This window comes from Flavobacterium sp. HJJ (genome assembly GCF_015351475.1).
GTDB lineage: Bacteria > Bacteroidota > Bacteroidia > Flavobacteriales > Flavobacteriaceae > Flavobacterium > Flavobacterium marginilacus.
In genome coordinates this window covers 17,775-44,393 of record NZ_JADKPR010000013.1, presented here as the reverse complement: position 1 = coordinate 44,393, position 26,619 = coordinate 17,775, and the positions used below count along the sequence as shown (strand labels likewise).

Genomic DNA, 26,619 nt, shown 5'->3' with positions numbered 1-26,619 from the left:
AGATTCTAAGACACTAAGATTCTAAGTACCAAAGACACTTGGAATCTTGGAATCTTAGACACTTAGAATCTTAGACACTTAAAAAACTTAGCTGCTCGGAATCTTAGAATCATCAGAAGACATTGAAAAAATTTCCAGACCAAAATAAGGAACAGAAGCAATAATGTGGTCAAATATATCGGCCATGATATACTCGTAATTCTCAAAACGCTTGTCTTTTGAAAAAGTATAAACTTCAAGAGGAACACCGTAAGGAGTAGACTGCAGCTGTCGGCAGACCATCGTCATATCACGATTTAAGCCCGGATACTGCTGCAGATACTGAATTATATATTTTCGGAACAATCCCAAATTAGTTAGATTTCTGCCATTTATGGCCAAGCTTTTATCGATCTTATTGCCAAGATTATAATTATCAATTTCTGTTTTTCGGGTATCAATATAAGCACGCAGGAGACTGATTTTCTTCAAATCGTTAAGCTCATTATCCTCCAGAAACCGGATGCTGCTTGTTTTTATTATTATATGTCTTTTAATCCTTCTTCCGTTAGAATTTAGCATTCCGCGCCAGTTCTGGAAAGAATCCGAACTCAGGCTGTACGTTGGAATAGTGGTTGTAGTATTGTCAAAATTTCGGACTTTTACCGTGGCCAGATTAATTTCTATCACATCGCCGTCAGCGCCATAACGATCCATCGTAATCCAGTCGCCAATGCGCACCATATCGTTTATAGCTACCTGAACACTCGCAACAAAACCCAAAATAGTATCTCTGAAAATTAAGATAATTACTGCCGAAACAGCTCCCAGGATAGTCAGCATTTCCTTTTGGTCAATATCAAACAATTTTGAAATGATCAATGTGATTCCCAGCATCCACAGTATAATCATAATAACCTGAATGAAACTATCGATGGGTTTGTCACTATATCTCGGAATTAATTTTAAATAATCACGAAGTGAATTAAAAATGGTACGGATAATCCATAAAATCAGCAAAACGATGTAAGTGGCAACAGCCTTGCCGAAAATATCTTCCCAATATTCGAACTTATCCAAAATCACCGGAACCGATTTGAATACAAAAAACAGCGGAACCAAATACGAGATGTATTTTGCAGTTTTATTACTTACCAGCAAATCGTCAAACCTGCTTTTGGTTCTTTGGGCAACAACTGCCATAAGGGTCACCAGTATAAAACGGGAAATCACGTACAAGGCATAAGCCAAAAAACAGAGCAAAATGGTATTGAGTACCAAACTCGTATAAGTCGACAAAGACCTGCCCATGCCCCAATGTCTGAAAATAGGGTAGAGAAAACTAAAAATAAAATGTACCAGTTTATCCATTTTGATACTTATTAAATGAAATTAACCGCAAAGCTGATAAAGAATTAGATTTAACCCAAGAGATACACTGTGGTACATCTTCATAATTTAGACAACATGTTTTAGCCACGGCATTCGCATTAAAAAAAGATAAACACTAATTTCACCAATTAGCACTAATTCTTATCAAAATTGAAACCAAATTTTACAAATTTTATAGTTTCGAATATTTTGTGTAATTGAAAGCAACCTTAATTCGTTCAAATTAGTGTAATTAGTGTCAGAAACTTTTAAAAGTGAATGCCGTGGTTTTAGGCGTTATTAAACTGCTTTCAAATATTTTTTCTCCATGTAAAAAGTCCCGAACGGCAGCAAAGAAGCCACCAGAATAAATCCGAAATCTTTGACATTCCAATTTTGTGAATTCTTCAGCAAGAAAGCTAAAATAACATAACCAATAAATAATACACCGTGACTCATCCCGATAGGGTACAATAATGTTTTATAAAGTTCGATATTTGATGGTTTGATAAAGAGCATATTCGAAAATAAAACCAAATAGGAAATTCCTTCTAAAATAGCGGTAATCTTAAAAATCTTAAGCATTTGTATTTGTTTTTTTTGAATTAAAAGGCAAAATTAGTCAATATCAATGATTATCGGTGTATACATTAGAAAACTAAATTACTTTTGTTATTCTTAAACATTTATAATGAGCAATGAGCAAGCGCGATTTAAAAAAATACCTGAACGATCTCAACAAAGAACAGCTGGAAGAGCAGATTATTGAATTGTATGAAAAATTCAGTCCAGTAAAAGTTTATTATGATTTTGTATTCAACCCAAAAGAAGACAGACTATTACAGGAATGCAAACTCAAAATTTCTCATGAGTATTTTCCGCTGCAGACAAAAGGCAAAAGAAAAAAGCCAAAAATGAGACGGTCAGTAGCTCAAAAATACATCAAACATTTTCTAACATTGGGCGTAGATCCGTTTGTCATTGCCGATGTAATGCTTTACAACATCGAAATTGCACAGACATTTGCTTCAGAAAACATCATAAAACAGGAATTATTTTACAAAAGCATGTTTAATTCATTTGAACAAGCCATAAAATTCATTATTTCAAATGGAATTATAACCGAATTTAATTCACGGCTGACTGGTATTTATGAAGAAGTTTTACACCAAAAATGGCACAATCTCCCTGATTTCAAAGCAGGTATTGCTGTTTTGGAAGAATAAAATGCTGTTTAAAAAATCATTTTAATTTAATTCCAAGGATATTTTTTTAAAAAACATGGCTTAATAACTGTTTTTTAGGCGTATTTTTGCAAAAATCCAAAAATACACAATGCACCAAGAGAATTTAGAAATTGAAATTGAATCGAGAAAAGAACTTTACGCTTATCAGCAGGGAGATATTGATGCCATCTTTGACCGTATAGATAATGCTCCGGCACAGCATCATTTGCTGTATCAATTGCCTACAGGCGGTGGAAAAACTGTAATTTTTTCTGAAATTGTCCGCCGTTATCTGTCTCAGCACGACAAAAAAGTTGTGGTATTAACACACCGTATCGAGCTGTGCAAGCAAACATCAAAAATGCTAAAAGGCTTTGAGGTAAAAAATAAAATCATCAACAGTAAAGTAAAGGAACTTCCGGACCAAAACGATTATTCCTGTTTTGTTGCGATGGTAGAAACCTTGAAAAACCGTATCAATGACGAAAAACTGCATTTGGATAACATCGGTTTGGTTATTATCGATGAGGCGCATTATAATTCTTTCCGAAAATTATTAAAATCATTCAAAAATGCATTTATCCTTGGAGTAACGGCAACTCCATTGAGTTCCAATATAAAACTGCCAATGCACCAAAGCTATGATGAACTGATCGTGGGAGATACCATCAGCTCGTTAATCGACAACGGTTTCTTGGCAAGAGCAATAACTTACAGCTATGACGTTGGGTTAACATCGCTAAAAGTAGGTATCAACGGAGATTACACCGTAAAATCCTCAGACGATTTATATACAAACATGGCCATGCAGGAAAAATTACTGCATGCTTACACCGAAAAATCATTGGGCAAAAAGACCCTGATTTTCAATAACGGAATCAACACCTCCTTATATGTTTATGAAACGTTCAGGGAAGCAGGCTACGGCATCCGCCACCTGGACAACACCAGCAGTAACGAGGAGCGAAAAGAAATCCTTCATTGGTTCAAGCATACACCGGATGCAATTTTAACCTCTGTCGGAATCCTTACAACCGGTTTTGACGAACCGACTGTTGAAACCATCATTTTGAACAGAGCTACCAAATCATTAACGCTTTATTTCCAGATGATTGGTCGTGGTTCCCGAAAATTACCTGGAAAAGATGAATTTACCGTGATTGATTTAGGAAATAACGCCGCCCGTTTCGGTCTATGGAGCGATCCTGTAAACTGGCAGCATATCTTTAAATCACCTGAATTTTACTTAGAAAATTTAAGAGACGACAGCGAAATCGAACTGCATTTCAAATATGCAATGCCTCCTGAATTGCGGGCCAAATTCAGCAAAACTGCCGATGTAACTTTTGATGTAGATGAAGAACACAAACTCGCTATAGCTCAGAACTTAAGATCAAAAGTAGTTCTGGATAAATCGATAGATCAGCACGCAGCAATGTGTGTCGATAATACCGAAGAACTGCAGGAAGCCAAAGCGCTTTCAAAAGAATTGGAGGCAGATATTGAAGACCGCGTAAAACGTTTCTCAAAATGTCTCAGCCAATGCAGTAAAAATTACAGAGAATGGCTGTTAGATGATTACAAGCAGAAACTTCTGTTGCTGATAGGTAAAAAATACCGTGAAAAGGTAATGAACGAACTGGATTAATATAGTATCAGATATAAGCAATAAAACCAAACGTCAACGCTCCCCTTTCTTTTGGAGAGGGGCTGAAGGTGAGGTCTAAAAAGAAAAAGCATGTCAAAACAATTCTCAGATTTAGGAATTTCAGCAGGAATACTAAAAGCAATTACCGAAATGGGAATTGTAACCCCAACCGAAATTCAGCAGAAAACCATTCCGCTATTGATATCAGACACAGCAGATATCGTGGGACTTGCGAAAACAGGAACGGGGAAAACCGCAGCTTTTGGACTGCCTTTACTGCAGTTAATTGATACAAATACTGCTGCTGTACAGGCAGTAATTCTGGTTCCAACCAGAGAATTAGGACATCAGATTTTTGATAATCTTGAAAGTTTTGCCAAATATCTTCCAGAAATTTCCATAGCTGCTGTTTGTGGTGGTATTCCAATAAAACCGCAGATTGAGCGGTTAAAATCGCCTGCACATATTGTTGTAGCAACACCTGGCCGTTTAATCGATTTATTGCAGCGCAAAGCTATCAGCTTAAAGGAAACAAAATTCCTGGTTCTCGATGAAGCCGATGAAATGATATCGATTCTTAAAGAAGCTTTGGACGAAATCATTGCCGAATTTCCTAAAAAATACAGAACATTTTTGTTTTCGGCAACAATGCCTGGAACCATTAAGCAGTTAATCCAGAATTATTTAAACAAAAATGTGATTCAGGTTAGTGCCAGCATGGAAACTGTAGGCAATCAAGGGATCGACCATAATTATATCGTGGTAGAACCTATAGAGAAATTGGATGTTTTAATGCATTTTCTGAATTCGAAAGAAGGGGAGAGAGGTATTATTTTTTGCAAAACCAAAGCAGCTGTCAATAAACTGGCAAAAAACTTAGCCATAAACAGATTTTCATCAGGAGCATTGCACGGAAGTCTGTCGCAGGGAATCCGTGACCGAATCATGGAGCAGTTTCGCGAAGGACATATCAATATTCTGGTGGCTACCGATCTGGCTGCGCGGGGAATTGACGTGGCAGCAATCTCTTATGTTGTCAATTATCATTTGCCAGACGTTTATGAAGTGTATGTTCACCGCAGCGGAAGAACGGCTAGGGCAGGAGCCAAAGGGCTTTCTTTGACCGTTTTACAGCCCGAAGAAGAAACTGAAATTGCTGATTTTGAAAGAGAATTGGGAATCCAGTTTTCTAAATACAAAAAACCATCAGTTGCTAGTATTGAAGAGAATAATACCCTGTTATGGGCAAAACAAATTTTCAAAACCAAACCCAATCACGACGTGGATGCTGAATTAAAAACAAAAATAAAAACTATTTTTCATCACCTAACCAAAGACGAACTGATAGAAAAATTACTAGCCAATTATCTGCTGCAGAATAAAACTGAAATAGCGGAAAAGCCTGTTAAAAAATTCAAAAACTAAATTTACTCCTAGATATATATTGTACTTTTATAAATAGTAACAATTAGCGTCAGTAATAATCTAGTTAGGTTTTTACTAACACATAGTTAATTGAGTCCCAACAAGCCTCCCTCTCCGCTGGAGAGGGACTGGGGGCGAGGTTTCTAATCACTAATAAAAGTCAATATGCAAATAGTAATCATAGGCGGAGGTTTCGCCGGAATCAATTTAGCCAAAGAACTTACCAACCAAAAAGGTATCGAGGTAACTCTTGTAGATAAAAACAATTATAATTTCTTTCCGCCGCTCATTTATCAAGTAGCAACAGCCTTTCTAGAGCCTTCAAGCATCAGTTATCCTTTCCGAAAATTCTTTGCAGGCAAAAAAAATCTGCAGTTTCGTTTGGGCGAATTGGAAAAAGTAATTCCAGCAGAGAACAAAATCATCCTCAATAACGGCGAATTAAATTACGATTACCTGGTTTTTGCAACGGGAGCCGAAACGAGTTATTTTGGAATGGAAAATGTCAAAAAAAATGCCATTCCAATGAAAACACTCAATGATGCTATCGAAATGCGCAATACATTATTGAAAAATCTGGAAAAAGCAGCCATTTGCAAGGACATTCATAAGCGAAGAAAACTTTTGACGATAGTTGTTGCTGGTGGAGGTCCTACTGGAGTGGAAGTATCGGGAATGTTTGCCGAAATGCGAAAAAACATATTGCTAAAAGAATATCCTGAACTGCAAACATCTGCCAGTAATATTTATTTGGTCGATGGAGGAGATGCCTTACTGTCGCCAATGAGTGAAGAATCCCAAAAAGACACCTTGGATGCAGTAACCAAACTCGGAGTGGTCGTAAAACTAAATACCCGAGTAGTAGATTATAAAGATGATACCGTATTCTTTGCTGATGGAAAAACCATTCAGACCAAAAATTTAATCTGGGCAGCAGGAGTTTCAGCCAAAGAATTTGAAGGAATTCCGGCAGAAAGTTACGGACGCGGCAAGCGCATGGCAACCGATGCCTTCAACAAGGTCAACGGAACCGAAAACATCTATGCCATCGGCGATACCTGCATACAGCTGAGTGACGCCGATTTTCCCGGCGGTCATCCACAGGTGGCGCAGGTAGCAATCCAGCAGGGTGTAAACTTAGCCGAAAATTTCAAACTAATGCTTCAAAACAAAGCCTTAAAACCATTCAAATACAATGACAAAGGTTCTATGGCAATCATTGGAAAAAACAAAGCGGTTGTCGATTTGCCCAAACCCAAAATGCATTTCAAAGGTTTTTTTGCCTGGATGATATGGTTATTTGTCCACCTGATGTCCTTGATAACCTACCGCAACCGAATCAATACTTTCTACCATTGGATGATTGCTTATTTCTCCAAAGATCAATCGTTGAGAATGATTATCAGACCTGAGAAGAGAGTAAAAGAGGAGGTGTAGCTTACGAAAAAATCATATTGTGAATAATCTAGATTATAAAATGACACAATTGAAAAATCGATTCAAAATGAAATTTATAGCAAAACTTATATTTTTATTTATAACTATTTATCTATTTATACCCTATTGTATTGGTTTAATGGAAAAAATTCAGAAACCAGCTTTTAAAAATCTTCCAATGAAAGATTATATTTTAATCGGAATAATTTTGATGATTATGATTAGCCTAAATATAAAGTGGTTTTATTTTGATAAAAAAAGAAAATAACGTGTATCTATTTAGTTTTCATTAAGATATAATTTCTGATAAAAAAACTATACATTTGAAAAAACAAACCTTCGTATAACATTTCGATTTGGGTTAATTTACGATGGGTTGTTTCTTGTATAAACTAGTTACAGGAGAGTTTACAGCCAATTCGTGCCGAATTAACGCTTTCATTTTCAATAGAAATCAAAGCAGAAACGTAAAAAACAGAACGCAGACAGAACGCCGAATTTGAAAAATTGGAATCTGCCAAACTTACGCCGAAAAGCAGAAACGTGAAAATAGGAATTGATAAACTGAGGAGTGAAAAACTTAATCTGCCAAACTAACGCTGACATTTGAAACGTAATCTTGAAAGCCAAAAATTAATCTCTGCTCCTTATTTCCCAACAATTGGAATTTATCAAACATAACTTCCGAACTAAAACGTAAAACCGAAGCTTAAAAAATTGGAATAGAAAATGCTAAAGAGAAAAATCGTGCTAAAGAAAAACCCTCCTGTAACAGCTACTACAACGGATTTGGGCAATCGGCTTAATGGAATAATGGTTTTGTATCTGAATGATTTGGCAAATCCGAAAAATGGTCTTAATTTAATCCCAAACCCGCTGTAGTAGCAACACGTTAGCGGTCAGCAGTGTTGGAACGTAGAAAAAACATAATTAAAAAAAAATATTTTTACACAGAAAAATTGTATTAATTTTAACTTGAAACGTAGATTTAATTAACAATTTTTAAGCCAAATTAATATATGTTTGCCTAAACAATCAAATATATATTATGAAAAAAAAATACTTAATAATTGTAATGTTATTTTCTGTTTGTGCTGTTAATGCACAAAATGGCAACTCTACAAATGAGAAAAAAAATGAAGTAAAATTAAATGTGTTACTACCTCTAACTGGCACACTTGAAGGAACTTATGAAAGAAATTTAAATAAAAAGTCTTCATTAGGTGTTTCAGTTTTTACTGTCTTCGATAACGATAAATCAGAAGAAGATTTAAATTACTCTATCTCACCATATTATAGAAGATATTTTGGAAAGAAATTTGCTTCTGGTTTTTTTGCCGAAGGTTTTGGTATGTTAAGCTCAATTGACGGAAAAAAAATATATGATACAAATGATAATTCAAAATTTACTGAAGGTTCTGATGTAATTGATTTTTCCCTTGGTTTAGGTTTAGGAAGTAAATGGGTTACTAAAAGTGGATTTATATTTGAGGTTAACGCTGGTTGGGGAAAACTATTATTTAATGCTGAAAAGACTGACCACACGCAAGTTGTGAGATTAGGTTTTAATTTGGGTTATAGATTTTAAAAATAATTAAACTTGGAAAAGACAATTGGAATAAATTGGAATGGACATACATAAAACATAAACTGCCGAACCGCTAACACTTGCTACAAGAGATTTGGGCATTTGGCTTAATTTGAAAATGGTCTTGTACTTGGGATGTTTAGGCAAATCCGAAAATAAGGCTTAATTTAACCACAAACCTCTTGTAGCAAGGGAACGTTGTAAGCAATTTAAAGACAAAATGAGTGAACAAGAAATATTACTTCTAGATAAATGGTTGGAATCTGTATATCATCTCAAAAGAATGGAAGAATTTTGGAAAGAATTAGATGGTGATATAAGTAAAAGAAAAAATAATTCACAACATTTCAAATATGAATTCAATGCATTTATAAATTCAATTAGAAGTGTAACTTTTGTTATGCAAAAATGTTTTAAAAATAAACATATTCATTTTGAAGAATGGTATTTAGAAATTCAAAATTTCCTTAAAGAAAGTGAGTTTTCTAAATCTGTAAATACCATAAGAACTTTAAATCAAAAAGAAGGGAATTTTCATCCTGATTTAATTGAAGTAAGGAATATTAATAATTATTTTAATACTGAAACGACTTTCACTCCAATTCCTCCTAAACAAAACAAATTGTTTGAAAGATTGAAATTATCAGAATTAGAAAAAAACAAACTATCAGAAAGGAATATTTCTAATTTTCAGATTGTAAGTATACCCAGTGCATTTAAGATAGAAATGACTTTTGAGATAGATAATGAAAGGGATTACGAACAGCAAATGGAGGAAAATCGTGAAATTGCTATTAAAGAATGTATAAAGCAAGAGCATCAAAAAAAAATGGAAATAACAGAAGAGGAATTAAAAAACACAACTTATTTAAAATTTAAACTTAAGGTTCTAGATAGAGTTTATGAATGGTCTGAATTCAAAAAAGAGTGTTATGATTTGGTAGAATATCTGAAAGCTAAAAGTAAAGAAGGAATTGAAAAATTCAAATAAACTGCTTACAACAGCTAGTAAGCAATAGTCGGGAATTAGGCTTAATTTAAAAATAGTTTTGTACTTGGAAAATAGTGATTAACCTAAAGATTACGCTTACTTAACCCCGCCCATCGCCTACTAGCCAAACGTTACAGGAGAGTTTACAGCCAATTCGTGCCGAATTAACGCTTTCATTTTCAATAGAAATCAAAGCAGAAACGTAAAAAACAGAACGCAGACAGAACGCCGAATTTGAAAAATTGGAATCTGCCAAACTTACGCCGAAAAGCAGAAACGTGAAAATAGGAATTGATAAACTGAGGAGTGAAAAACTTAATCTGCCAAACTAACGCTGACATTTGAAACGTAATCTTGAAAGCCAAAAATTAATCTCTGCTCCTTATTTCCCAACAATTGGAATTTATCAAACATAACTTCCGAACTAAAACGTAAAACCGAAGCTTAAAAAATTGGAATAGAAAATGCTAAAGAGAAAAATCGTGCTAAAGAAAAACCCTCCTGTAACAGCTACTACAACGGATTTGGGCAATCGGCTTAATGGAATAATGGTTTTGTATCTGAATGATTTGGCAAATCCGAAAAATGGTCTTAATTTAATCCCAAACCCGCTGTAGTAGCAACACGTTAGCCGTAATGATAAAAAAAACAAAATGCTTAAAACAAGAAATATTTTTATAGATACGCAAGTTTTTGTTTCGAATAACTTTTTTCAAAATAAAAATTTACAGCGTTTGGCTGAATTTGGAAATTCAGAAACTGTCAATATATATTTGACTGAAATAACAAAAAATGAAATTCAAAGTAACATTAAAGAAAATTTATTAAATGCTCAACAAGAGATTAATAATTTCAAAAAAACTATTTCTAATAAAGGTAAGATTTTAAAAAATTTACAAAATTTCAAACCATATATCGATTTACCAAAATTAGAAATTAATTTAAATTTTGATGAACTTTCGATTGAATTAGAAAATTTTATAATAGAGGGAAAAGTTAAGTTTATAGCATTCGAACTTGCTAATATAACTGATGTTGTAAATAATTACTTTAATCAAAAACCTCCTTTTAGTTTAGGGAAAAAGAAATATGAATTTCCAGATGCAATTGTATTATCGGCTATTGAAAATTGGTGTAAAAAAGAAAATGAGCAAATTTATTTAATAAGTGATGACCCAGATTTTAAAAGTTATGTTTCAAGCGAGATTATTACAATTCCAAACATAAAAATAATGCTTGATAAGATTAATAAGCAATACCAAACTGATGAAACCTTATGGATTACTGAAATATTCGATATTAATAGCAAAAATATAATTGAGAAAATTAATGACGCATTTATTGAAAAAATATCGGATGAAATCGGATTTGAAATTGAAATATCTGATGTTAAAATAGAAGAAACAATTCTTTATGATGCATTGTTAGTTGAAGAAAATTCATCTTCAGGAGAATATATTTTTCAATTAGATTATGATATAACGTTTACAGCACAAGTTACATATGATGATTACACATTTAGTAGTTATGACAAAGAAGATGATAAATATTATTTCATTCAAAAAGCAACAAGAGAGATTGAAATGCAAAGTACACAAACAGCAGAAATATCATTAGAAACATATTTTGAAGATGGAGAAAAACCTGAAGACGCAGATGTTTCGATAAATTGTACTTATACAAGTATTCCGACTGAATCTGACATTGCTGATGAAGCAGAAAACGAAATGTTTACTTTATAAAATCACTACGGCTAACACTTGCTACAAGAGATTTGGGCAATTGGCTTAATTTGAAAATGGTCTTGTATTTGGGAAGTTTAGGCAAATCCGAAAATAATGCTTAATTTAACCCCAAACCTATTGTAGCAAGGGAACGTTACCTGCTATGCTGGACAACAAACGACACAAGAACGACAATCAACAAATAATAACAACACAAATAGCAAAAAGTATGAAAAAAATAATTTTACCATTTCTGCTACTATTAGCAACGACAAGCTATTCTCAGACTGAAATTATCGGAGTAATTGCTGGTGGAGAGTATGTAAAGAATATACTCAAACAGTTTGAAGTTACATCAAACCAATTAATGAGCAACGCTAATAATACTGGCAATGCCTTAATTGCAAAGACAGCCAACGAGCTTGATGTGACAGCAAAAAATCTAAATCTTCTATTGGAAAAAGACCTTGATAAGACGTTTAGTAAATTGAGCAGCGAAAATCAAAAACTTCTTAATCAAATTGAATCATTTAGGCTTACAGCAGAAAAAATGACTAATTCAACCTTTGAACTTAAAGATGCAATGGTCATAGATGTCAAAAAAATTGTAGGAGACATTGCACCTTGGGCAAAGAGTAGTTTTTTTGTTCAACGGGTTGACGGCATCACTCAACTTAAACAAGAGCAAGCAGACTATCGAATGAAAGTAATGGGTATTGGCTTTGGTTTCAATTCAGACAAATATGAATCAAGAATAAAAACACTAAAAATAAACGGGGACATAATAACTAATTTTTCTGAAAACAAATTGTCTGCAAGTGAAAGCGAAATTGTTATATCCTATTCGACAATTAATAACAAAACCATAAATGGGAAAAATTCTCAGATTAAAGTTATCGCCACGATTGAAACAAAAACCAAAAAAGGGTTAATATTCAAAAATTGGGTAGTGAAAGACTTTAATTTACCCATTACAATAACAATACTACCAAGACAGATATGTTCAGTCCATTTGAGCTACACGTCACCAAAATTAGACTGGGTAACGATAGTTCCATTTTCTCAATACAATTATACAACACCAAATCATCATCAAGAAAAAAAACCAATTATACACTACACCTATGAGCAACCTCATAGACTTCCTGACAACCAAAGATTTATTACCAAAGTGGCAAATAGTCAGAGTGCATCTGGACAAGGATGTCCTTGGACAAACTTCAATTCGCTTGATATTCTAGAAAATGGGAAACTATTAAAAGCAAAATTTGAAGCGTGGGGCTATCCTTGTACATATTACTATGGTGCGACAATTCAAGAATTTAAAGAAGTGGGTAGTGAAGACATTACAATACCTGATATTTGTATTGAATACGAGAAAAATATAATTATTGAATTACCGAAGGACACTAAATTTTGGCGTATTCAAGCACAAACAGCAGACTTTAAAACTATCGACATCATAGGACAAAATAATTACGGAAATTTAATTCGTTTTGACAATGTTATAACAGTTGGAGACAAAATGAGAGTAATTTATAAAGTTAATCTACCTTACTAATTGAAAGAAGCACAGCAGGTAACATCGGTTTGGCAAAATGGCGGGTTCGGTGCTAAATTGAACATTCGGATTTCTAATCAACATTTGTGCTAAATTGAAACTTTGTGCTTTTAAATCCGCCACTTCGCCAAGCCGCAATCCGTTACCAGCAAGCACCAAAAAAATCATAGAAAATGCAACAAAATCAAGACATATTTATAAGCCACTCGGGAAAAGATAAACAAATAGTTGATGATTTTATAGACTTAATATTAGTAGGTGGATTAAGCGTACCGATTAATCGAATTTTTTCTTCAAGTAGTGATGGAACTAAAATAAAATCAGGAACAGATTGGAGAGACTCAATTTTAAGTGCTTTGCAGAATGCTAAAATTAATTTTCTCTTTATATCTCCTAACTATAAAGAGAGTGAAGTCTGTATGAATGAAATGGGAGCTGGATGGGTCACATCTGCCAAAGTAATTCCTCTTATAATAGAACCAATAAATTATAAGACAGTTGGAGTAATCCAAGAACCAATCCAAATTGAAAAATTGTTAGACGAAAAAAGTTTAGACAGAATTAAAGATTTACTGCAAGAAACTCTTGAAATACCAAACAGCTTAATAAAGAGTGATAGATGGACAGCCAAAAAAAAAGAATTTGTTTTGAAAACAAAGGCTTTTTTAAAAGCTAATCCTTTTAAAAAGCCTTTAGATAGGGCAGAATTTGATGACTTAATCGAAGAGAAAAATGAATTGGAAACTACGTTAACAAAGTTAATCGAAGAGAAAAATGAGTTAGAAAGTTTTATCGAAGATTTAAAAAAAGCTAAAGATAAAAGCGATGTAAAAGAAATTGTAAAAAAGTATGCAAACACAAGTGAATACGAAGAGTTTGAAGATTTAACACAAAAAGTGTGTGATGCACTTTCTGACTTCCATCCAATCATAATAGGAATCATTTTCAAAACTTTTTCAAATAAAGATATTACTATTAAAGCTTTAGCATATAGTGAAGAAGTAGACGAGGCATTAGCTAACGATTATATAAATGAAGAATTAGAAGCTGTTTTTAGTAAAACTCAAAAGATGCAGAAAATTGAAATATTACTCAATAAACTCGAATTATTCATATCAAAAGATTTATCTTCTGAATTCTACGAACAATATGAAGATGATTATGATGCACCTTTATCCATTTCAAATAAAATATTTTGGAAAGATGTTTTAGACTTAAATTTATATTTCAGTTAGATTAAGAATATAAGCCAGCTGGTAATCGAGTAGACGGCTCCGCCCCAAACGGAACGGAGTACACCTCATACACCACTGAACATATAGATTACGTACTCGACGGTTCGCAAATCATCACCCTTTAGCTCTTTACACCTTTTGGGCTATACATAATTTACTTTAAGATTAGGCTAAGTAAACTTTCCTAATCGAATTTCTAGGGGATTTGCGTTCAGTCCTTCCTTGTTTGTGAGACCTGTGCGGTATCTATTCGCAACTCGTTGCCACAGGTTCGGGGTTTCAATCCGCCCACAAGGGACTTGCACCCTCTGGAAAAATACACGCTGTAGGATTTGTTTTCTAATCCAAAATTTGTATTTTCGAATTTTTATCAAACACTACAGCGTGTGTCCTGCTTATGCAGGGCACACACCGCTACTACAACGGATTTGGGCAATAAGCTTAATGGAAAAATGGTTTTGTATTTGGAGTGATTTGGCAAATCCGAAAATAATTACTTTATTTAGCCCGACCATCTCCTACTAGCAAAACGTTAGGTGGTATTCCCCCTAGACTCCCGCCCTGACCCCGTAAGCTAACGGCGGAAAAGCGGAAAAATGAAAGGAATTAATAAGAAAAAAAGTTTTGCAAACATTTGATTTATTGAATATTAATAAAACGTTAGTTAGAATTTTGACAGAAAAAAACAAACAAATAAATGAATTTTGAATTATCAAATACAGAAAGAGAATATTTAGGACTTGATAAAGTAAAACCAAATTGGGAAAAAGTAATATTAAAAGGCGATACTTACCGTCAACCGAGTATTTTATATTTTGAGGATAATACAATAAAGAAACATCTAATTTCTACCCAAAATCAATATGTAGAATTCCAATATGATGAACTAACAAAGAATAGAGAAATCATATTGCCAAAAACAAGTAAAGGAAAAGAACAAAAATTAACTGCATCAGTTCTATCATCAAAAACACCTATTGGAGTATATTTTTCATTAACCTCTTTTGGATATTTATTAATTGGAAATCATACTACAAAAACAACTTTTTACTCTAGCAATTGGGAAGACAAAACGCAAAAAGAAGAAAATAAATTTAGTTTTTGGGTTGAAGATTTCATAAAAAACTCTGATGAAAATCATTTGCAAGAAATCAGCAAGTTTAAAAATGCTAAAAAGAAAAACGTAAAATATAAATCAGGTGATTTTTTTGCATACAAAATTGACAGAAAAAATTATGGATTTGGACGAATTTTACTTGACATCAATAAATTAAGAAAAAGTAACTTATTAGAGAAAAATCACGGTCTAAATTTATTAATGGGAATGCCTGTTTTGGTAAAATTATACCCCTACATATCGTTAGAAAAGAACATTGACATAAAATTATTAGAAAATCTAAAGGCTTTGCCTTCAGATTTTATGATGGACAACCATTTACATTACGGAGAATATGAAATAATTGGTCATAAAAAACTAGAAGAAAAAGAATTCGAATATCCAATATCTTATGGCAGAAGCATAAGATTTGGCGATACAAATGTTTTTTTACAATGGGGTTTAATTAATAGAGAACTTCCTATAGCTAAATTCAATAAATACATAAGCGGTGAAAATATATTTTTACCAGAAAATAGTACTTCAAGATTTATGCACAATCCTTACGGTTATTATTCTTGTGGATTTAGCACAAGTTATTGGAAAGTTGATATAGTTGAAACAATAAAAAATAATAATATTTTTGACTTTAATCGAGAACCATATTACAAAACTGAATTTGATTTAAGAAATCCAAAAAATGACATGTTGAGAAAAGAAATTATGGCTGAATTTGGATTAGATTCAAGTTTAACTTACGAAGAAAATTGCAAAATAACTGATACAGAGGAAACTGTAAAAATATTAGAAAAAGTAAAATAAATAAAAAAACGCCACCTAATCGAGTAGACGGCTCCGCTCCTAAAGGGACGGAGTACACCTCATAAACCACTGAACATATAGATTACGTACTCGACAGTTCGCAAATCATCACCCTTTAGCTCTTCGCACCTTTGGAGCTATCCATATAAAGTGAACAATGAAAATCATAAAAAGTAAATTATTTCGAACTAGAAAATGTGAATTTGGAGATTTTGAATTAGTACCTGAAAAAGGATGGAAATTATCCCAAAAATTTATCGACTTTGAATCAGGGTTATTAATCGTAAGTGTGATTGACGAAGATAAAAACAATTGGAAAGACCTTGGACGTATAAGAAGCATACCATCAAAACAATTTGTAGTTGACTTAAAGAAATTAGAAATTCTTAAGCCAATGAGTTGGAAAAAATATTTTAGTTACGAAAAGGTTATTTTTGTTTCAGACGATAAAAAATTTAGACTTATAACCCAAAGAATACACGAACCTGAAAATAATACAGATTCTATTTATGAAGAACTCGAGTATCTAGAAATAGGACATAGAAGTACTTCAACAGGAATTGCTTTTAGACAAGAAAAAAGAGAAAACTTACTCGAAAGTATGTATCGCGAAATTAAAGAAAGAGATGAGCAGAAAAGAATTTTAGATGCGAAACCTACATTAGAGAAATTCTATGAACAAGAGTTGAAGAAATTGAACGACAATGATGTAATAATTGGTTATTTTGACGAAAACAATACATACAAATTAGCTTTTGAGAACAACGTATTTAATCTTTTTGTTGGCGGAAAACTTCCTAATCAATATGGTGCTTGGTCTTCACACATATTCAATCTATGTAAAACATATCATAGTATGGACTCATTTTGGGACGACTTTTTGAAAAATGAAAAATGGTTTTTAAAGTACAGACATCATCAAAGTATCTCAGAAAAACCACTTATTCTGGCGAAATATATCATTTCTTTTTTTAATAATTTGCGTAAAGACCATAGCTTTACTTATGCAGAATACAACAAAATAAATGAGTGGGAAAATAGCGTTTGGAGTAATGAATATAAAAGAACAGAGTTAAAACAATATTGTTACAATTGCTACAAAGAAGTAAGTTATTACGGACGATATCCTAAGTATATTTGCAGAGAATGTGCTACGAAAGATAAATTAGATAAGAATGGAAATTTAGTTGACGACACTAAAAATGAATATGAATGTATTATTGACGGCAAAGAATATTTTGCACAAGAAGCGAGGTTTGGAGGAACTGTAATTCAGAGGAAAGAATAACTACGACACCAGAACGCTCCAAACCATTTTAGCGCACCAAAATAATGAAAGAATATTTTATCTTACAATTCAAAATGATAAACAGGCAATTAACCGAATGGGGAATTGAACCAGTAATTGGATATGTTGTTGGTCTTTTTGCATGTATTGGTATTTCGTTGAAATTATTTGAAAAAACTCAATTTGCTGAATATATCTATATTGTATTGGCTTTAAGTTTAGTACTAAAATTGAACGAAATAAACAGAAACAATTTCTTGAAACTTTGTTATTCTAAAACAGAGTATATTAAAATAAGAATAATCGAAAACATAATTGTTTCAATAGTATTTATAGCCTTTTTGTTATTTCAAGAAAAATATTTGAGCTCGATTTTGCTTTTTATTTCGACTTGTCTTTTTTCTCTAATAGATTTAAAAAACAAATCAAGCTTTACATTACCAACTCCTTTTTATAAGTATCCGTTTGAGTTTATAGTAGGATTTAGGTCAAATTATTTCATCTATTTCTTTGCTTATTTTTTGACATTTATGTCAATTAGTGTTAATAATTTTAATTTGGGTATTTTTTCATTAATTCTGACTTTACTTTCTTGTCTTAATTATTATACAAATTCAGAAAATGAATTTTATGTTTGGATATTTTCTTTGACTCCAAAAGAATTTATAAGGTATAAATTAAAAAACATCATCCAATATTCAACCATTTTATGCTTACCAATAATTATAAGTTTATCTCTATTTTTCTATACAAAAATTGATATAATATTAGGTTTTCAATTTTTAGGATATTTATTTATTTTCACAACTATGTTAGCAAAATATTCCGTTTTTCCTGAAAAATTAAATATTAGATTTGGAATTATATTTGCTTTAACATTGTGGCTTCCTCCATTATTATTGCTAATTATTCCTTATTTATACATTCAAACAACGAAAAAATTAAAAGAAATATTACAATGATCAGCATTGAAAACTTGTCAAAATCATACGGTTCTAAAGTAGTCTTGAAAAACATTAACATAAACTTTGAAAAAGGAAAAGTTTATGGAATTGTTGGCGAAAATGGGGCAGGAAAAACTACATTGTTCAAATGCATTGCCGGATTAGAAAAACATAACGGAGTAATCAATTGTGAATATGGAAAACCTAAAGATTTTCTGGGCTATTTACAAACAGAACCTTATTTCTTTTCAAAAATAACAGGTAATGAGTATATTCAATTATTAAGCAATGCTAGAAATGTAACAAATACCGATTTAAATGAAAAAAATATTTTTGATTTACCATTGAATGAATATGTAGTAAAATACTCGACGGGAATGAGAAAAAAACTTGCATTTACAGCAATATTATTGCAGGAAAATAAATTATTCATTTTAGACGAGCCTTTTAATGGTGTTGATATTCATAGTAATATATTAATTACCGAAATAATTCAAAAATTGAAAGAAATGGGGAAATCAATTATAATTTCTTCTCATATTTTTTCGACACTAAACGACACTTGCGATGAAATATTTTTATTGAAAAATGGGGAAATTATTAAGAGCGTTTTAAAAGATGAATTTAGCAATTTAGAAAGTGAAATGAAAGCATTTACAATTGGAAATAAAATAGAAAAATTAAACTTAAAATAAAAAACGGCTGGTAAAAGACTTGGCAATATTGCTAATTTTGTGGTAAATTCACGTTTAAGTTTTGCAATAAGTTTTATCTTTAACAGAAAACAATCAGTTCCGAAGCTCACAACCTAGGCTAAGCACTGGAACGTTCTATAAAATATTTTATACAAAAAACATCAATTGATTCTATCGGCTATATATATTAAAAATGAAAGTACAGCAGCATTAGTAATTTATGTAATTGTATTTTTAATTATCTTTTTCTTTACAGTAAAATGGATAATCTATAACAAAAAAAAGGCAGAAGAAGATGGTGAATATTATTTCAATTTCTTTACTGACTATAGACTGTATGGCATTTTATTTATTCTGTTAATTGGATTATACACTGTAATAACAGAACTAATAAAGCGATTCTTAGCAACCTAAATTTTTACTCCCCATCAGGCTTGTCAATTCCAATTCGGGCGCTCATTGGCACCGTCCAATCACTTGGTTTGCCTGGGTTTTTAAAAATATAATGAGGAACTGTAGGTTTTATTTTTTTAGCAAGATCCAAACCTGCATTTTTAATATTCTGTACGATACATCGAGCCACTTCATTGGCACCAAAACTATTAAAATGGGTATTATCAGCCAAAGCACTTATTTGTCCGAGAAAGGTGTTCTCTGGATAATGAACGAAGGCCTTTTTTGAAAGTTCATTACCCCAGCTTTGGTATAAAGAAGTTGTCATTTTAGTAACATCTATCAAAGGAACCTGCATCTCTTGAGCCACTTTTCGCATTGCATCTGGAAACTCACCGTGAGTAGGCTTTAATGTCCCATTTGGATTAAAAATACGTCTTTGTATTGGAGTTACCAATATTGGAGAACCTCCTTTATTTCTGGTTTTTACAATAATATCTTTTAATAAAGCGGTATACACTCCCGAAGCTGCTTTTCCGTCTCCAGTTGCTTTTTCGTCATTGTGGCCAAACTCAATAAAAAGATAATCACCTGGTTCCATTAAGTAGAAAATTTTTTCTAACCGATATGTGGATTCAAAAGACCTGAGCGTCAAGCCTGAATAAGCATAATTAGCAATCACGACATCTGTCGTCAGGTAATTTTGAAAAAACTGCGGCCAGGATGCCCACGGCTCCAGATCATGTTCCATAACAGTAGAATCTCCGGCCATATAAATTGTTGTAATTTTGGAAACTGGGGTAACTTTGATGCTTTGAACAATGGATGTCCCCAAAAACTCCAAAGTCAATTTCTCATCCCAGTTCAGTCCTTTAATTTCAGCAGGTTTAAGAGTAATGGTATTGTTTATATCAAATTTCGCAGTTCGGACATTGACCATAAAACGCATTGTTTTAGTTTCATTAGCAGCGGTTTTAATTTCCCGCAGCATCAGTCTTCTGGACTCGGCCTTCACAGTTGTAATACCGCTGTTACTGCCACCCAAAACAACCTCCACACTATAATTACCTTCTGGCAGTTTCATTGAAAAATAGAACGGACTCTTAGCCGATATTGATTTTTCGTCAAACACCACATTTTTATCAGTTTGTAAATCAAATCCGTATCCAGCAGCTTTAGTATAAGCAACAGTTTTATTTATGACTGTACCAGTTTTTTTATCAGTATTTGCACCAAAATTAAATTCTTTAATAGGGGCGTTTTCTTGGGCATTAGCAATGAAAAAGTGGGTTATGCATAGAAATAAAAAAATGCTTTTAAAGTGTTTCATAATGTGTGTTTCTTAAAAAATTATTCGATATAAACTGATTGCTAATGTACAATGATTGCTGTTATTTTTATGAAATTTGATAGTCCTTTTTTCGAAGTTCTGAAAAAATATTAATAGGATTTTAATGCCCAATCACAATCTCATCATCACCAGTATTCACAATGGTTTCTTTAATTCTTCTTTTGCCAATATTTAAAACAATAAAAGCAAGAATCGTGGTGCAGGTCATAATTGCAACCATCGGAACCATAGAATCTTTTACAAAAATCCCAACTGCAAACGATGACAAAGCACCAATTCCTAATTGAGTCGCACCCATCAATGCTGAAGCACTTCCAGTATTTTTGGCAAAAGGAGCGAGGGTCAATCCTGCAGTATTGGGATTAGAAATCCCCAAACAGGCCAAAAATAGAAACAGCAGTGTCATTGTTCCATACAATCCCAGATCATCATTTATTGCCAAAATCAAAAAGATAACACTGATCGTTATTTGGACGGTCAAAGCTCCAAAAATCATCTGCTCACTAGAAAATCTTCGCAGTAATATGGAATTCAATTGGCTGGAACCAATAAAACTAACCGACATAAAAGCAAAAATCCATCCGTAAACCGTGGCATCAACTTTTAAAATATCCATAAACAAAATTGGAGAAGCGGCAACATAAGTGAACAATCCAGAGAATGCAATAGATCCCGTCAATGCATATGTATAAAACTGTGGCACTTTGATGATTGATACAAAATTAGCAATGATTGGTTTGGGTTTCAGCGAAATATCTGGATCTGGTTTATGGCTGTCCGGCAGACCCAATTGTGATGCAATCAGTACAAAAGTTCCTAGGAACATTAAGATATAAAAAATTGGATGCCAGCCATAATAAGTGGTTACATAACTTCCAATGGTTGGTGCCAGCATTGGCGAAAGCCCAAGAACCAGCATTAATTTAGACAAAACATTTGGTATTTCCTTTACTGGAAACAAATCCCGAACCATGGCAACCGCTGCAACTGTAGCCGCACAGCTCCCAACAGCCTGAATAAAGCGAAGCCCGATAAACACATGAATATCAGCCACCACAGCACAGCCCAAAGAAGCCAGAATATACACCAACAGTCCTATAAACAAAGGTTTTTTTCGGCCAAAACGATCCAATAACGGTCCATAAAGCAGCTGTCCAAATGAAATTCCGATAAAATAACTGGAAAGTGATTCTGAAACCAAAGTTACCGAAGTGTGAAGATCTTTGGCAATGCCCGAAAAACTAGGCAAATACATATCAATCGAAAATGGCCCAAGAGCCGTCATAGAACCCAAAATCAGTATCAGCTGAATATATTTTCCTTTTGTCATAATCTTTTTTGTCTTTTGCAAAGATAGTATTTTGAAATCTCTTATGTAATAATTGTACTTTGCTTTGAACTGTAATATTCAGCGTATCTTTAGTATCTTTAACTTTAAAATTTAAACAGATCAGATTCAATCTTTTAACTCAAAAAATGAAAAATAAACTAAAAGGTGTTTGTTTCGGAGAAATTCTTTTTGATGTTTTTCCGCACCAGAAAAAAATTGGCGGAGCACCGCTGAATGCTGCCTCAAGACTAAGCTCTTTGGGCGAAGATATTGCTGTAATCAGCGGAATTGGAAACGATGAAGATGGAAAAACATTGCTTAATTATCTCAAAAATGCCGGCATTAATACTGAAGCAATACAGGTAAAAAACAATTATCCCACAGGATTGGTCGATGTAATTTTAAATGACAAAGGAAATGCTTCTTACAATATCAATTATCCGTCTTCCTGGGACAAAATTGAATTAACAGCTGAGAATATACTCATGGTCAAAAATGCGGATTTCTTTGTCTACGGAAGTTTATCCTCGAGAGATTCCGTTTCTGAAAATACACTAAAACAGCTTTTAAACGCTGCTAAATATAAAATTTTTGATGTCAATTTAAGAGCGCCATATTATAACATAAAAACTATAATAAATTTAGCACTTGAATCTGATTTACTGAAACTTAATGATGATGAATTAAATGAAATCTGCGCAGCTTTAAATTCAGATAAAAATTCTTTGGAACAGAATATTAAATTTATTGCTGAAAAAACCAATACAAAAACTGTTTGCGTGACTTTGGGAGCTCATGGAGCAATTTTATATTTTGAAAATAAATTTTACCGTAATCATGGATTCAAAGTAAATGTTGTCGATACTGTTGGTTCAGGAGATTCATTTTTGGCTTCATTAATTTTTAAACTGCTTAATGAAAATAATCCGCAGCATGCTGTAGATTTTGCATGTGCTGTTGGATCTATTGCTGCACAAAGCGAAGGAGCTAATCCTGTAATAACACTGTCTGAAATAAATGATTTTTTACACAAAAACACCAAACAGTAAGGTTAACAGCCATTTCTAGCCAAAATCACCAGCATATATTTTTGAACTATAATTTATATTATGTAAAATAGAATTTTTATAAACCCATGCCTTTATACTTTGACCTACATCAAATTCTAATTTAGATTCAAAAACAAACTGTAATTATAATCCTTATAAAACTCTGCCTCTTTCCCGAACAATACTAATGAGAGTTCAAAAAAAAACATCGCCATTGCTAGCGATGATTATAAAACTTTCTTAAAATTTATTTTAGAAATTACTTCACATTAAATCCAATATTCCATGTATCCCAGCTCAATACCACGTCATTTGAATTAATCGTATACACTAATTTTTCAACGCTTGAATTTGCTGTTTTTGGTTTCACTTTTACACGAAGCTGATCTTTCTTTTCATCATATTTATAAGCTCCCCATTGTTTAGCTTCTTTATTAAAAATGATTGTACATTCTTTTTCATTTGGAATTACAAAAAAGGAATATTTTCCAGCTGGAAGTTTTGCCCCTTCAATAGTAATATCTTTATCTGTTTCAAATGTTGTAGCATCATTTGCACCAGCACGCCAGACAGCATCAAATGGTACTAATTCTCCCCATATTTTTCTTGCTCTCACAGATGGACTTCCATAATTGATGGTAATTGTGGCTTCTTTTATTTTTCCGGTTACAGTTTCTGCCGGACTTTTAGGCTTTTCTTGTGCGTTTGCAAATGCTGCAGTAAATAACGCAATTAATACAACAAATTGATTTTTTAAGGCTTTCATAATACTTTTTTAATGATTTTAATTTAAAATTAAATAATTGCAGCCAATACCATACTATCGCATAGTATTTTGTGATAAATTTAACAATTCTGAAATTTAAACACTTAACAATTTTATATCTTCGTTTTGAAGCCATTTTTTATTATTTTTACAAGCCTTACTTTTAGAACGAAACTATGAATACAATTGCAGAAAATATAGCTGATTTTTTAAAGGAATACCCTCCTTTTGACAACTTGACTTTTCAGGAATTATCAGTAATAGCAACAAATATTCGTGTTTTAAATCTGGAAAAAAATGAAACTTTATTCCAGATAAATGACAAACTGCACGATTGTTTCTATGTTGTAGCCTCAGGCACAATTCATCTGTCTGTTATTGCAGATGCCGAAGAAACACTTCTAAATAAATGTCACGTTGGAGATGTTTTTGGATTGAGACCTTTTTTTGCCAAGAACAATTATATGATGACTTCAAAATCTCGTGAAGAAAGTATCATATACGCTATTCCTATTGCTGCATTTAGACCTTTTGTTGCAAATAATCCAGATGTGCTGAACTTCCTTTTGGAAAGTTTTGCCAACAATACCTGGAATCCTAAAGAAAAAGAAAACTTAAGAGGTAAACTGGCCAGTGATAATGTATTTTATATAGATCAAAAGTCGGAAATGCAGTATTTTCAGTCGCTGACTTACAACAGATCGCCGCTTATAGCTTCAATTCATGATATCGCTAAAGATGTTGCGCTCTTAATGACTGCAAACCTGTCAACAAGCGTTATTATTTGTGACAGCAGCTTACCTATCGGAATTGTTACTCATACCGACATGTGTTCTAAAATTGCTACAGGACAATTTCCGCTGACGGTGACTATGAGAGCAATTATGTCCTCTCCAGTAGTAACTGTTGTTGAAAATATCTCACTCGCTGAAGCACAGCTTGTGATGTTAAAAAACAATGTAACGCATTTATGTGTTACTTTGGACGGAACCGATAAATCAGCAGTAAAAGGCATGATTTCAGAACATGATTTAATTATTGCGCAAGCCAATAATCCTGGTGTTTTAATCAAAGAAATCAAGCGTGCTTCAAATCCTAAGGATTTAAAACAAATTAGAGAGCGACTGACTGAACTAATTCAAAATTCAATTCACAAGAACATTCCTCTTTCCAACATAAACAATATTGCGAGCGAAATAAATTTAGCCATTTTAAAAAGGGCAGTCGAATTATCTATCCTAGAATTAGGCTCTCCGCTGGCACGATTTGTATGGCTAAGCATAGGAAGCCAAGGAAGAAAAGAACAATTATTACTTACAGACCAAGACAGTATATTAATATTTGAAGATGTCACTCCAGACAGATACAGAGACGTTAGGGATTACTTTTTGAAATTAAGTAAAAAAACAACTGCTGTACTCGAAAAAGTAGGCTACGAATTGTGTCCAAACGGCCATATGGCAAGCAATATGCTTTGGTGTAAATCATTAACAGACTGGACTAAACAATATGACAGCTGGATGAATACTCCAGGTGAGAACAGCAACGATCTGAGCAGTATTTTCTTTGATTTAGAACTGATTTTTGGTGAGAAAAAGATATTCGAAGCGATAGAAAATGTAATCGATAAAAATCAGGAACATAACTCCTTATTTTTTGACTTTCTGGGGAATGATGCCTTAAGAAAAAATTCGCCTCTTACTTTTTTCAAGAAATTTGCTCTAGAAGAAGACGAACCTCACAAAGACAAGTTCGACATAAAAACAAAAGCTTTAATGCCTTTGATTGATGGTGCAAGATTGTTTGCATTGCATTTTAATATCAAAGGACTAAACAATACTTATCTTCGTTTTAAACAATTAGCAATCATTGACCCCGAAAACTCCGATATTTATCTCAATTGCGCAGAAGCATTTTTAGTTCTGTCAAAATTCAGAGTTGATGAAGGCCTAAAAAATGAAAATTCAGGTCAATATATCAATATTAGCGAACTAACGAAACTAGAAAAAGAAAAATTAAAGAATGCTTTAGCCCCAATGAAAGAACTCGAAGAATTAATTAAAAGTAATTTCAAACTAACGCAATTTTCATAAAAGATGCTTGACTGGCTAAAAAATATAAATAAAGAATACCCTGAATTTTGGAAAACTTATCTCGAAAAGTTTAACCAAAAATCAAAGCGGTATGTCGTATTTACTACTGAAACTTCAGGTTTAAACCCCGAAAAAGATGTGATTCTGTCTATTGGATCATTTGCTATAATTAATAACAGAATCCACATTGGCGACAGCTTTGAATCTATTTTACTTCAATACAAATTTTTTCATGATAACGGACTTTCAAATGAATTTATTCTTGAAAGTAAAATGAAAAAATTAAGCGAACCTGAAGCGATTCATGCTTTTATTGACTACATCGGAAATGCTGTTTTAATAGGCCATCATGTTGATTTTGATGTTGACATGATTAACAGTGCATTGATTCGTTCAGGCTGTGGCCGATTAAAGAACGAAGCCTTAGATATCGATGTCATGTATCGAAAATTAATTGACATCAATGACAAACAGTTTTCATTAGATGAATTGTCAGAAATTTTTAAACTGCCAAAAAACTATCGCAATTCACCTTCGGAAGATGCCTATACTATTGCTTTATTGTTTTTGAAATTGAAGAAAAGATTAGGTATTAAATAATATCCAA

The 26,619-nt window shown here is 32.8% G+C and carries 23 protein-coding genes; 18 read left to right on the top strand and 5 right to left on the bottom strand.

From position 1 onward, the window contains the following. Positions 1-87 precede the first annotated feature (87 nt). Positions 88-1,350, bottom strand: a complete 1,263-nt coding sequence (locus tag IRZ80_RS11695) for a mechanosensitive ion channel family protein (protein WP_194641747.1) — start codon at positions 1,348-1,350, stop codon at positions 88-90. Positions 1,351-1,650: 300 nt separating this feature from the next. Next, a complete protein-coding gene (locus tag IRZ80_RS11690; protein WP_194641746.1) occupies positions 1,651-1,935 on the bottom strand; it encodes a DUF3817 domain-containing protein in 285 nt (94 codons plus the stop codon). A 113-nt stretch (positions 1,936-2,048) separates the two neighbouring features. Here IRZ80_RS11690 and IRZ80_RS11685 point away from each other — a divergent pair, with 113 nt between their 5' ends. From IRZ80_RS11685 to IRZ80_RS11615, 15 genes are all read left to right on the top strand, one after another. Next, the gene (locus IRZ80_RS11685) at positions 2,049-2,576 is read left to right on the top strand and encodes a DUF6155 family protein (RefSeq protein WP_194641745.1); all 528 of its coding nucleotides are present in this window, start codon (positions 2,049-2,051) and stop codon (positions 2,574-2,576) included. 109 nt (positions 2,577-2,685) lie between these two features. Then, positions 2,686-4,224 carry a DEAD/DEAH box helicase gene (locus tag IRZ80_RS11680; RefSeq protein WP_194641744.1) on the top strand — a complete coding sequence of 513 codons (1,539 nt, stop codon included), beginning with the start codon at positions 2,686-2,688 and terminating at the stop codon, positions 4,222-4,224. Positions 4,225-4,314: 90 nt separating this feature from the next. Then, positions 4,315-5,649, top strand: coding sequence for a DEAD/DEAH box helicase (locus IRZ80_RS11675; protein WP_194641743.1), 1,335 nt, complete (start codon positions 4,315-4,317; stop codon positions 5,647-5,649). Between the two features lie 165 nt (positions 5,650-5,814). After that, positions 5,815-7,086: an NAD(P)/FAD-dependent oxidoreductase gene (locus tag IRZ80_RS11670; RefSeq protein WP_194641742.1), complete on the top strand. Its 1,272-nt coding sequence runs from the start codon at positions 5,815-5,817 to the stop codon at positions 7,084-7,086. A gap of 729 nt (positions 7,087-7,815) precedes the next feature. Then, positions 7,816-7,968 carry a hypothetical protein gene (locus IRZ80_RS11665; protein ID WP_194641739.1) on the top strand — a complete coding sequence of 51 codons (153 nt, stop codon included), beginning with the start codon at positions 7,816-7,818 and terminating at the stop codon, positions 7,966-7,968. Between the two features lie 166 nt (positions 7,969-8,134). Further along, positions 8,135-8,674 carry a DUF3575 domain-containing protein gene (locus tag IRZ80_RS11660; RefSeq protein ID WP_194641741.1) on the top strand — a complete coding sequence of 180 codons (540 nt, stop codon included), beginning with the start codon at positions 8,135-8,137 and terminating at the stop codon, positions 8,672-8,674. A 220-nt stretch (positions 8,675-8,894) separates the two neighbouring features. Then, positions 8,895-9,665: a hypothetical protein gene (locus IRZ80_RS11655; protein WP_194641740.1), complete on the top strand. Its 771-nt coding sequence runs from the start codon at positions 8,895-8,897 to the stop codon at positions 9,663-9,665. A gap of 464 nt (positions 9,666-10,129) precedes the next feature. Then, complete coding sequence (locus tag IRZ80_RS11650; RefSeq protein ID WP_194641739.1) at positions 10,130-10,282, top strand: hypothetical protein; 153 nt, start codon at positions 10,130-10,132, stop codon at positions 10,280-10,282. A gap of 36 nt (positions 10,283-10,318) precedes the next feature. Next, complete coding sequence (locus IRZ80_RS11645) at positions 10,319-11,407, top strand: PIN domain-containing protein (RefSeq protein WP_194641738.1); 1,089 nt, start codon at positions 10,319-10,321, stop codon at positions 11,405-11,407. Between the two features lie 211 nt (positions 11,408-11,618). Next, complete coding sequence (locus IRZ80_RS11640) at positions 11,619-12,950, top strand: hypothetical protein (RefSeq protein ID WP_194641737.1); 1,332 nt, start codon at positions 11,619-11,621, stop codon at positions 12,948-12,950. Between the two features lie 173 nt (positions 12,951-13,123). Further along, on the top strand, positions 13,124-14,185 hold the full coding sequence (locus tag IRZ80_RS11635; protein ID WP_194641736.1) for a TIR domain-containing protein: 1,062 nt from the start codon (positions 13,124-13,126) through the stop codon (positions 14,183-14,185). Positions 14,186-14,882: 697 nt separating this feature from the next. Next, positions 14,883-16,103: an immunity 26/phosphotriesterase HocA family protein gene (locus tag IRZ80_RS11630; protein WP_194641735.1), complete on the top strand. Its 1,221-nt coding sequence runs from the start codon at positions 14,883-14,885 to the stop codon at positions 16,101-16,103. Positions 16,104-16,260: 157 nt separating this feature from the next. Continuing rightward, positions 16,261-17,391: a hypothetical protein gene (locus IRZ80_RS11625; protein ID WP_194641734.1), complete on the top strand. Its 1,131-nt coding sequence runs from the start codon at positions 16,261-16,263 to the stop codon at positions 17,389-17,391. 44 nt (positions 17,392-17,435) lie between these two features. Continuing rightward, a complete protein-coding gene (locus IRZ80_RS11620; RefSeq protein WP_194641733.1) occupies positions 17,436-18,353 on the top strand; it encodes an ABC transporter permease in 918 nt (305 codons plus the stop codon). Then, complete coding sequence (locus IRZ80_RS11615; RefSeq protein ID WP_194641732.1) at positions 18,350-19,030, top strand: ATP-binding cassette domain-containing protein; 681 nt, start codon at positions 18,350-18,352, stop codon at positions 19,028-19,030. The genes IRZ80_RS11620 and IRZ80_RS11615 overlap by 4 nt, the downstream gene beginning before the upstream one ends. A 418-nt stretch (positions 19,031-19,448) precedes the next feature. Here IRZ80_RS11615 and IRZ80_RS11610 read toward each other — a convergent pair whose 3' ends face one another. Together IRZ80_RS11610 and IRZ80_RS11605 are read right to left on the bottom strand one after the other, a co-directional pair. Further along, positions 19,449-20,753 carry a rhamnogalacturonan acetylesterase gene (locus tag IRZ80_RS11610; protein WP_194641731.1) on the bottom strand — a complete coding sequence of 435 codons (1,305 nt, stop codon included), beginning with the start codon at positions 20,751-20,753 and terminating at the stop codon, positions 19,449-19,451. A 121-nt stretch (positions 20,754-20,874) separates the two neighbouring features. Then, positions 20,875-22,104 carry a multidrug effflux MFS transporter gene (locus IRZ80_RS11605; RefSeq protein ID WP_194641730.1) on the bottom strand — a complete coding sequence of 410 codons (1,230 nt, stop codon included), beginning with the start codon at positions 22,102-22,104 and terminating at the stop codon, positions 20,875-20,877. Between the two features lie 146 nt (positions 22,105-22,250). Here IRZ80_RS11605 and IRZ80_RS11600 point away from each other — a divergent pair, with 146 nt between their 5' ends. Further along, positions 22,251-23,153, top strand: a complete 903-nt coding sequence (locus tag IRZ80_RS11600; protein WP_194641729.1) for a carbohydrate kinase family protein — start codon at positions 22,251-22,253, stop codon at positions 23,151-23,153. Between the two features lie 259 nt (positions 23,154-23,412). Here the strand turns inward: IRZ80_RS11600 and IRZ80_RS11595 are convergent, their stop codons facing one another. Further along, a complete protein-coding gene (locus tag IRZ80_RS11595) occupies positions 23,413-23,919 on the bottom strand; it encodes a DUF2911 domain-containing protein (RefSeq protein ID WP_194641728.1) in 507 nt (168 codons plus the stop codon). 176 nt (positions 23,920-24,095) lie between these two features. Between IRZ80_RS11595 and IRZ80_RS11590 the strand changes: the two genes are divergently transcribed. Together IRZ80_RS11590 and IRZ80_RS11585 are read left to right on the top strand one after the other, a co-directional pair. Continuing rightward, a complete protein-coding gene (locus IRZ80_RS11590; protein ID WP_194641727.1) occupies positions 24,096-26,012 on the top strand; it encodes a DUF294 nucleotidyltransferase-like domain-containing protein in 1,917 nt (638 codons plus the stop codon). Between the two features lie 3 nt (positions 26,013-26,015). Next, positions 26,016-26,612, top strand: a complete 597-nt coding sequence (locus IRZ80_RS11585) for a 3'-5' exonuclease (RefSeq protein WP_194641726.1) — start codon at positions 26,016-26,018, stop codon at positions 26,610-26,612. Positions 26,613-26,619: the final 7 nt, after the last annotated feature.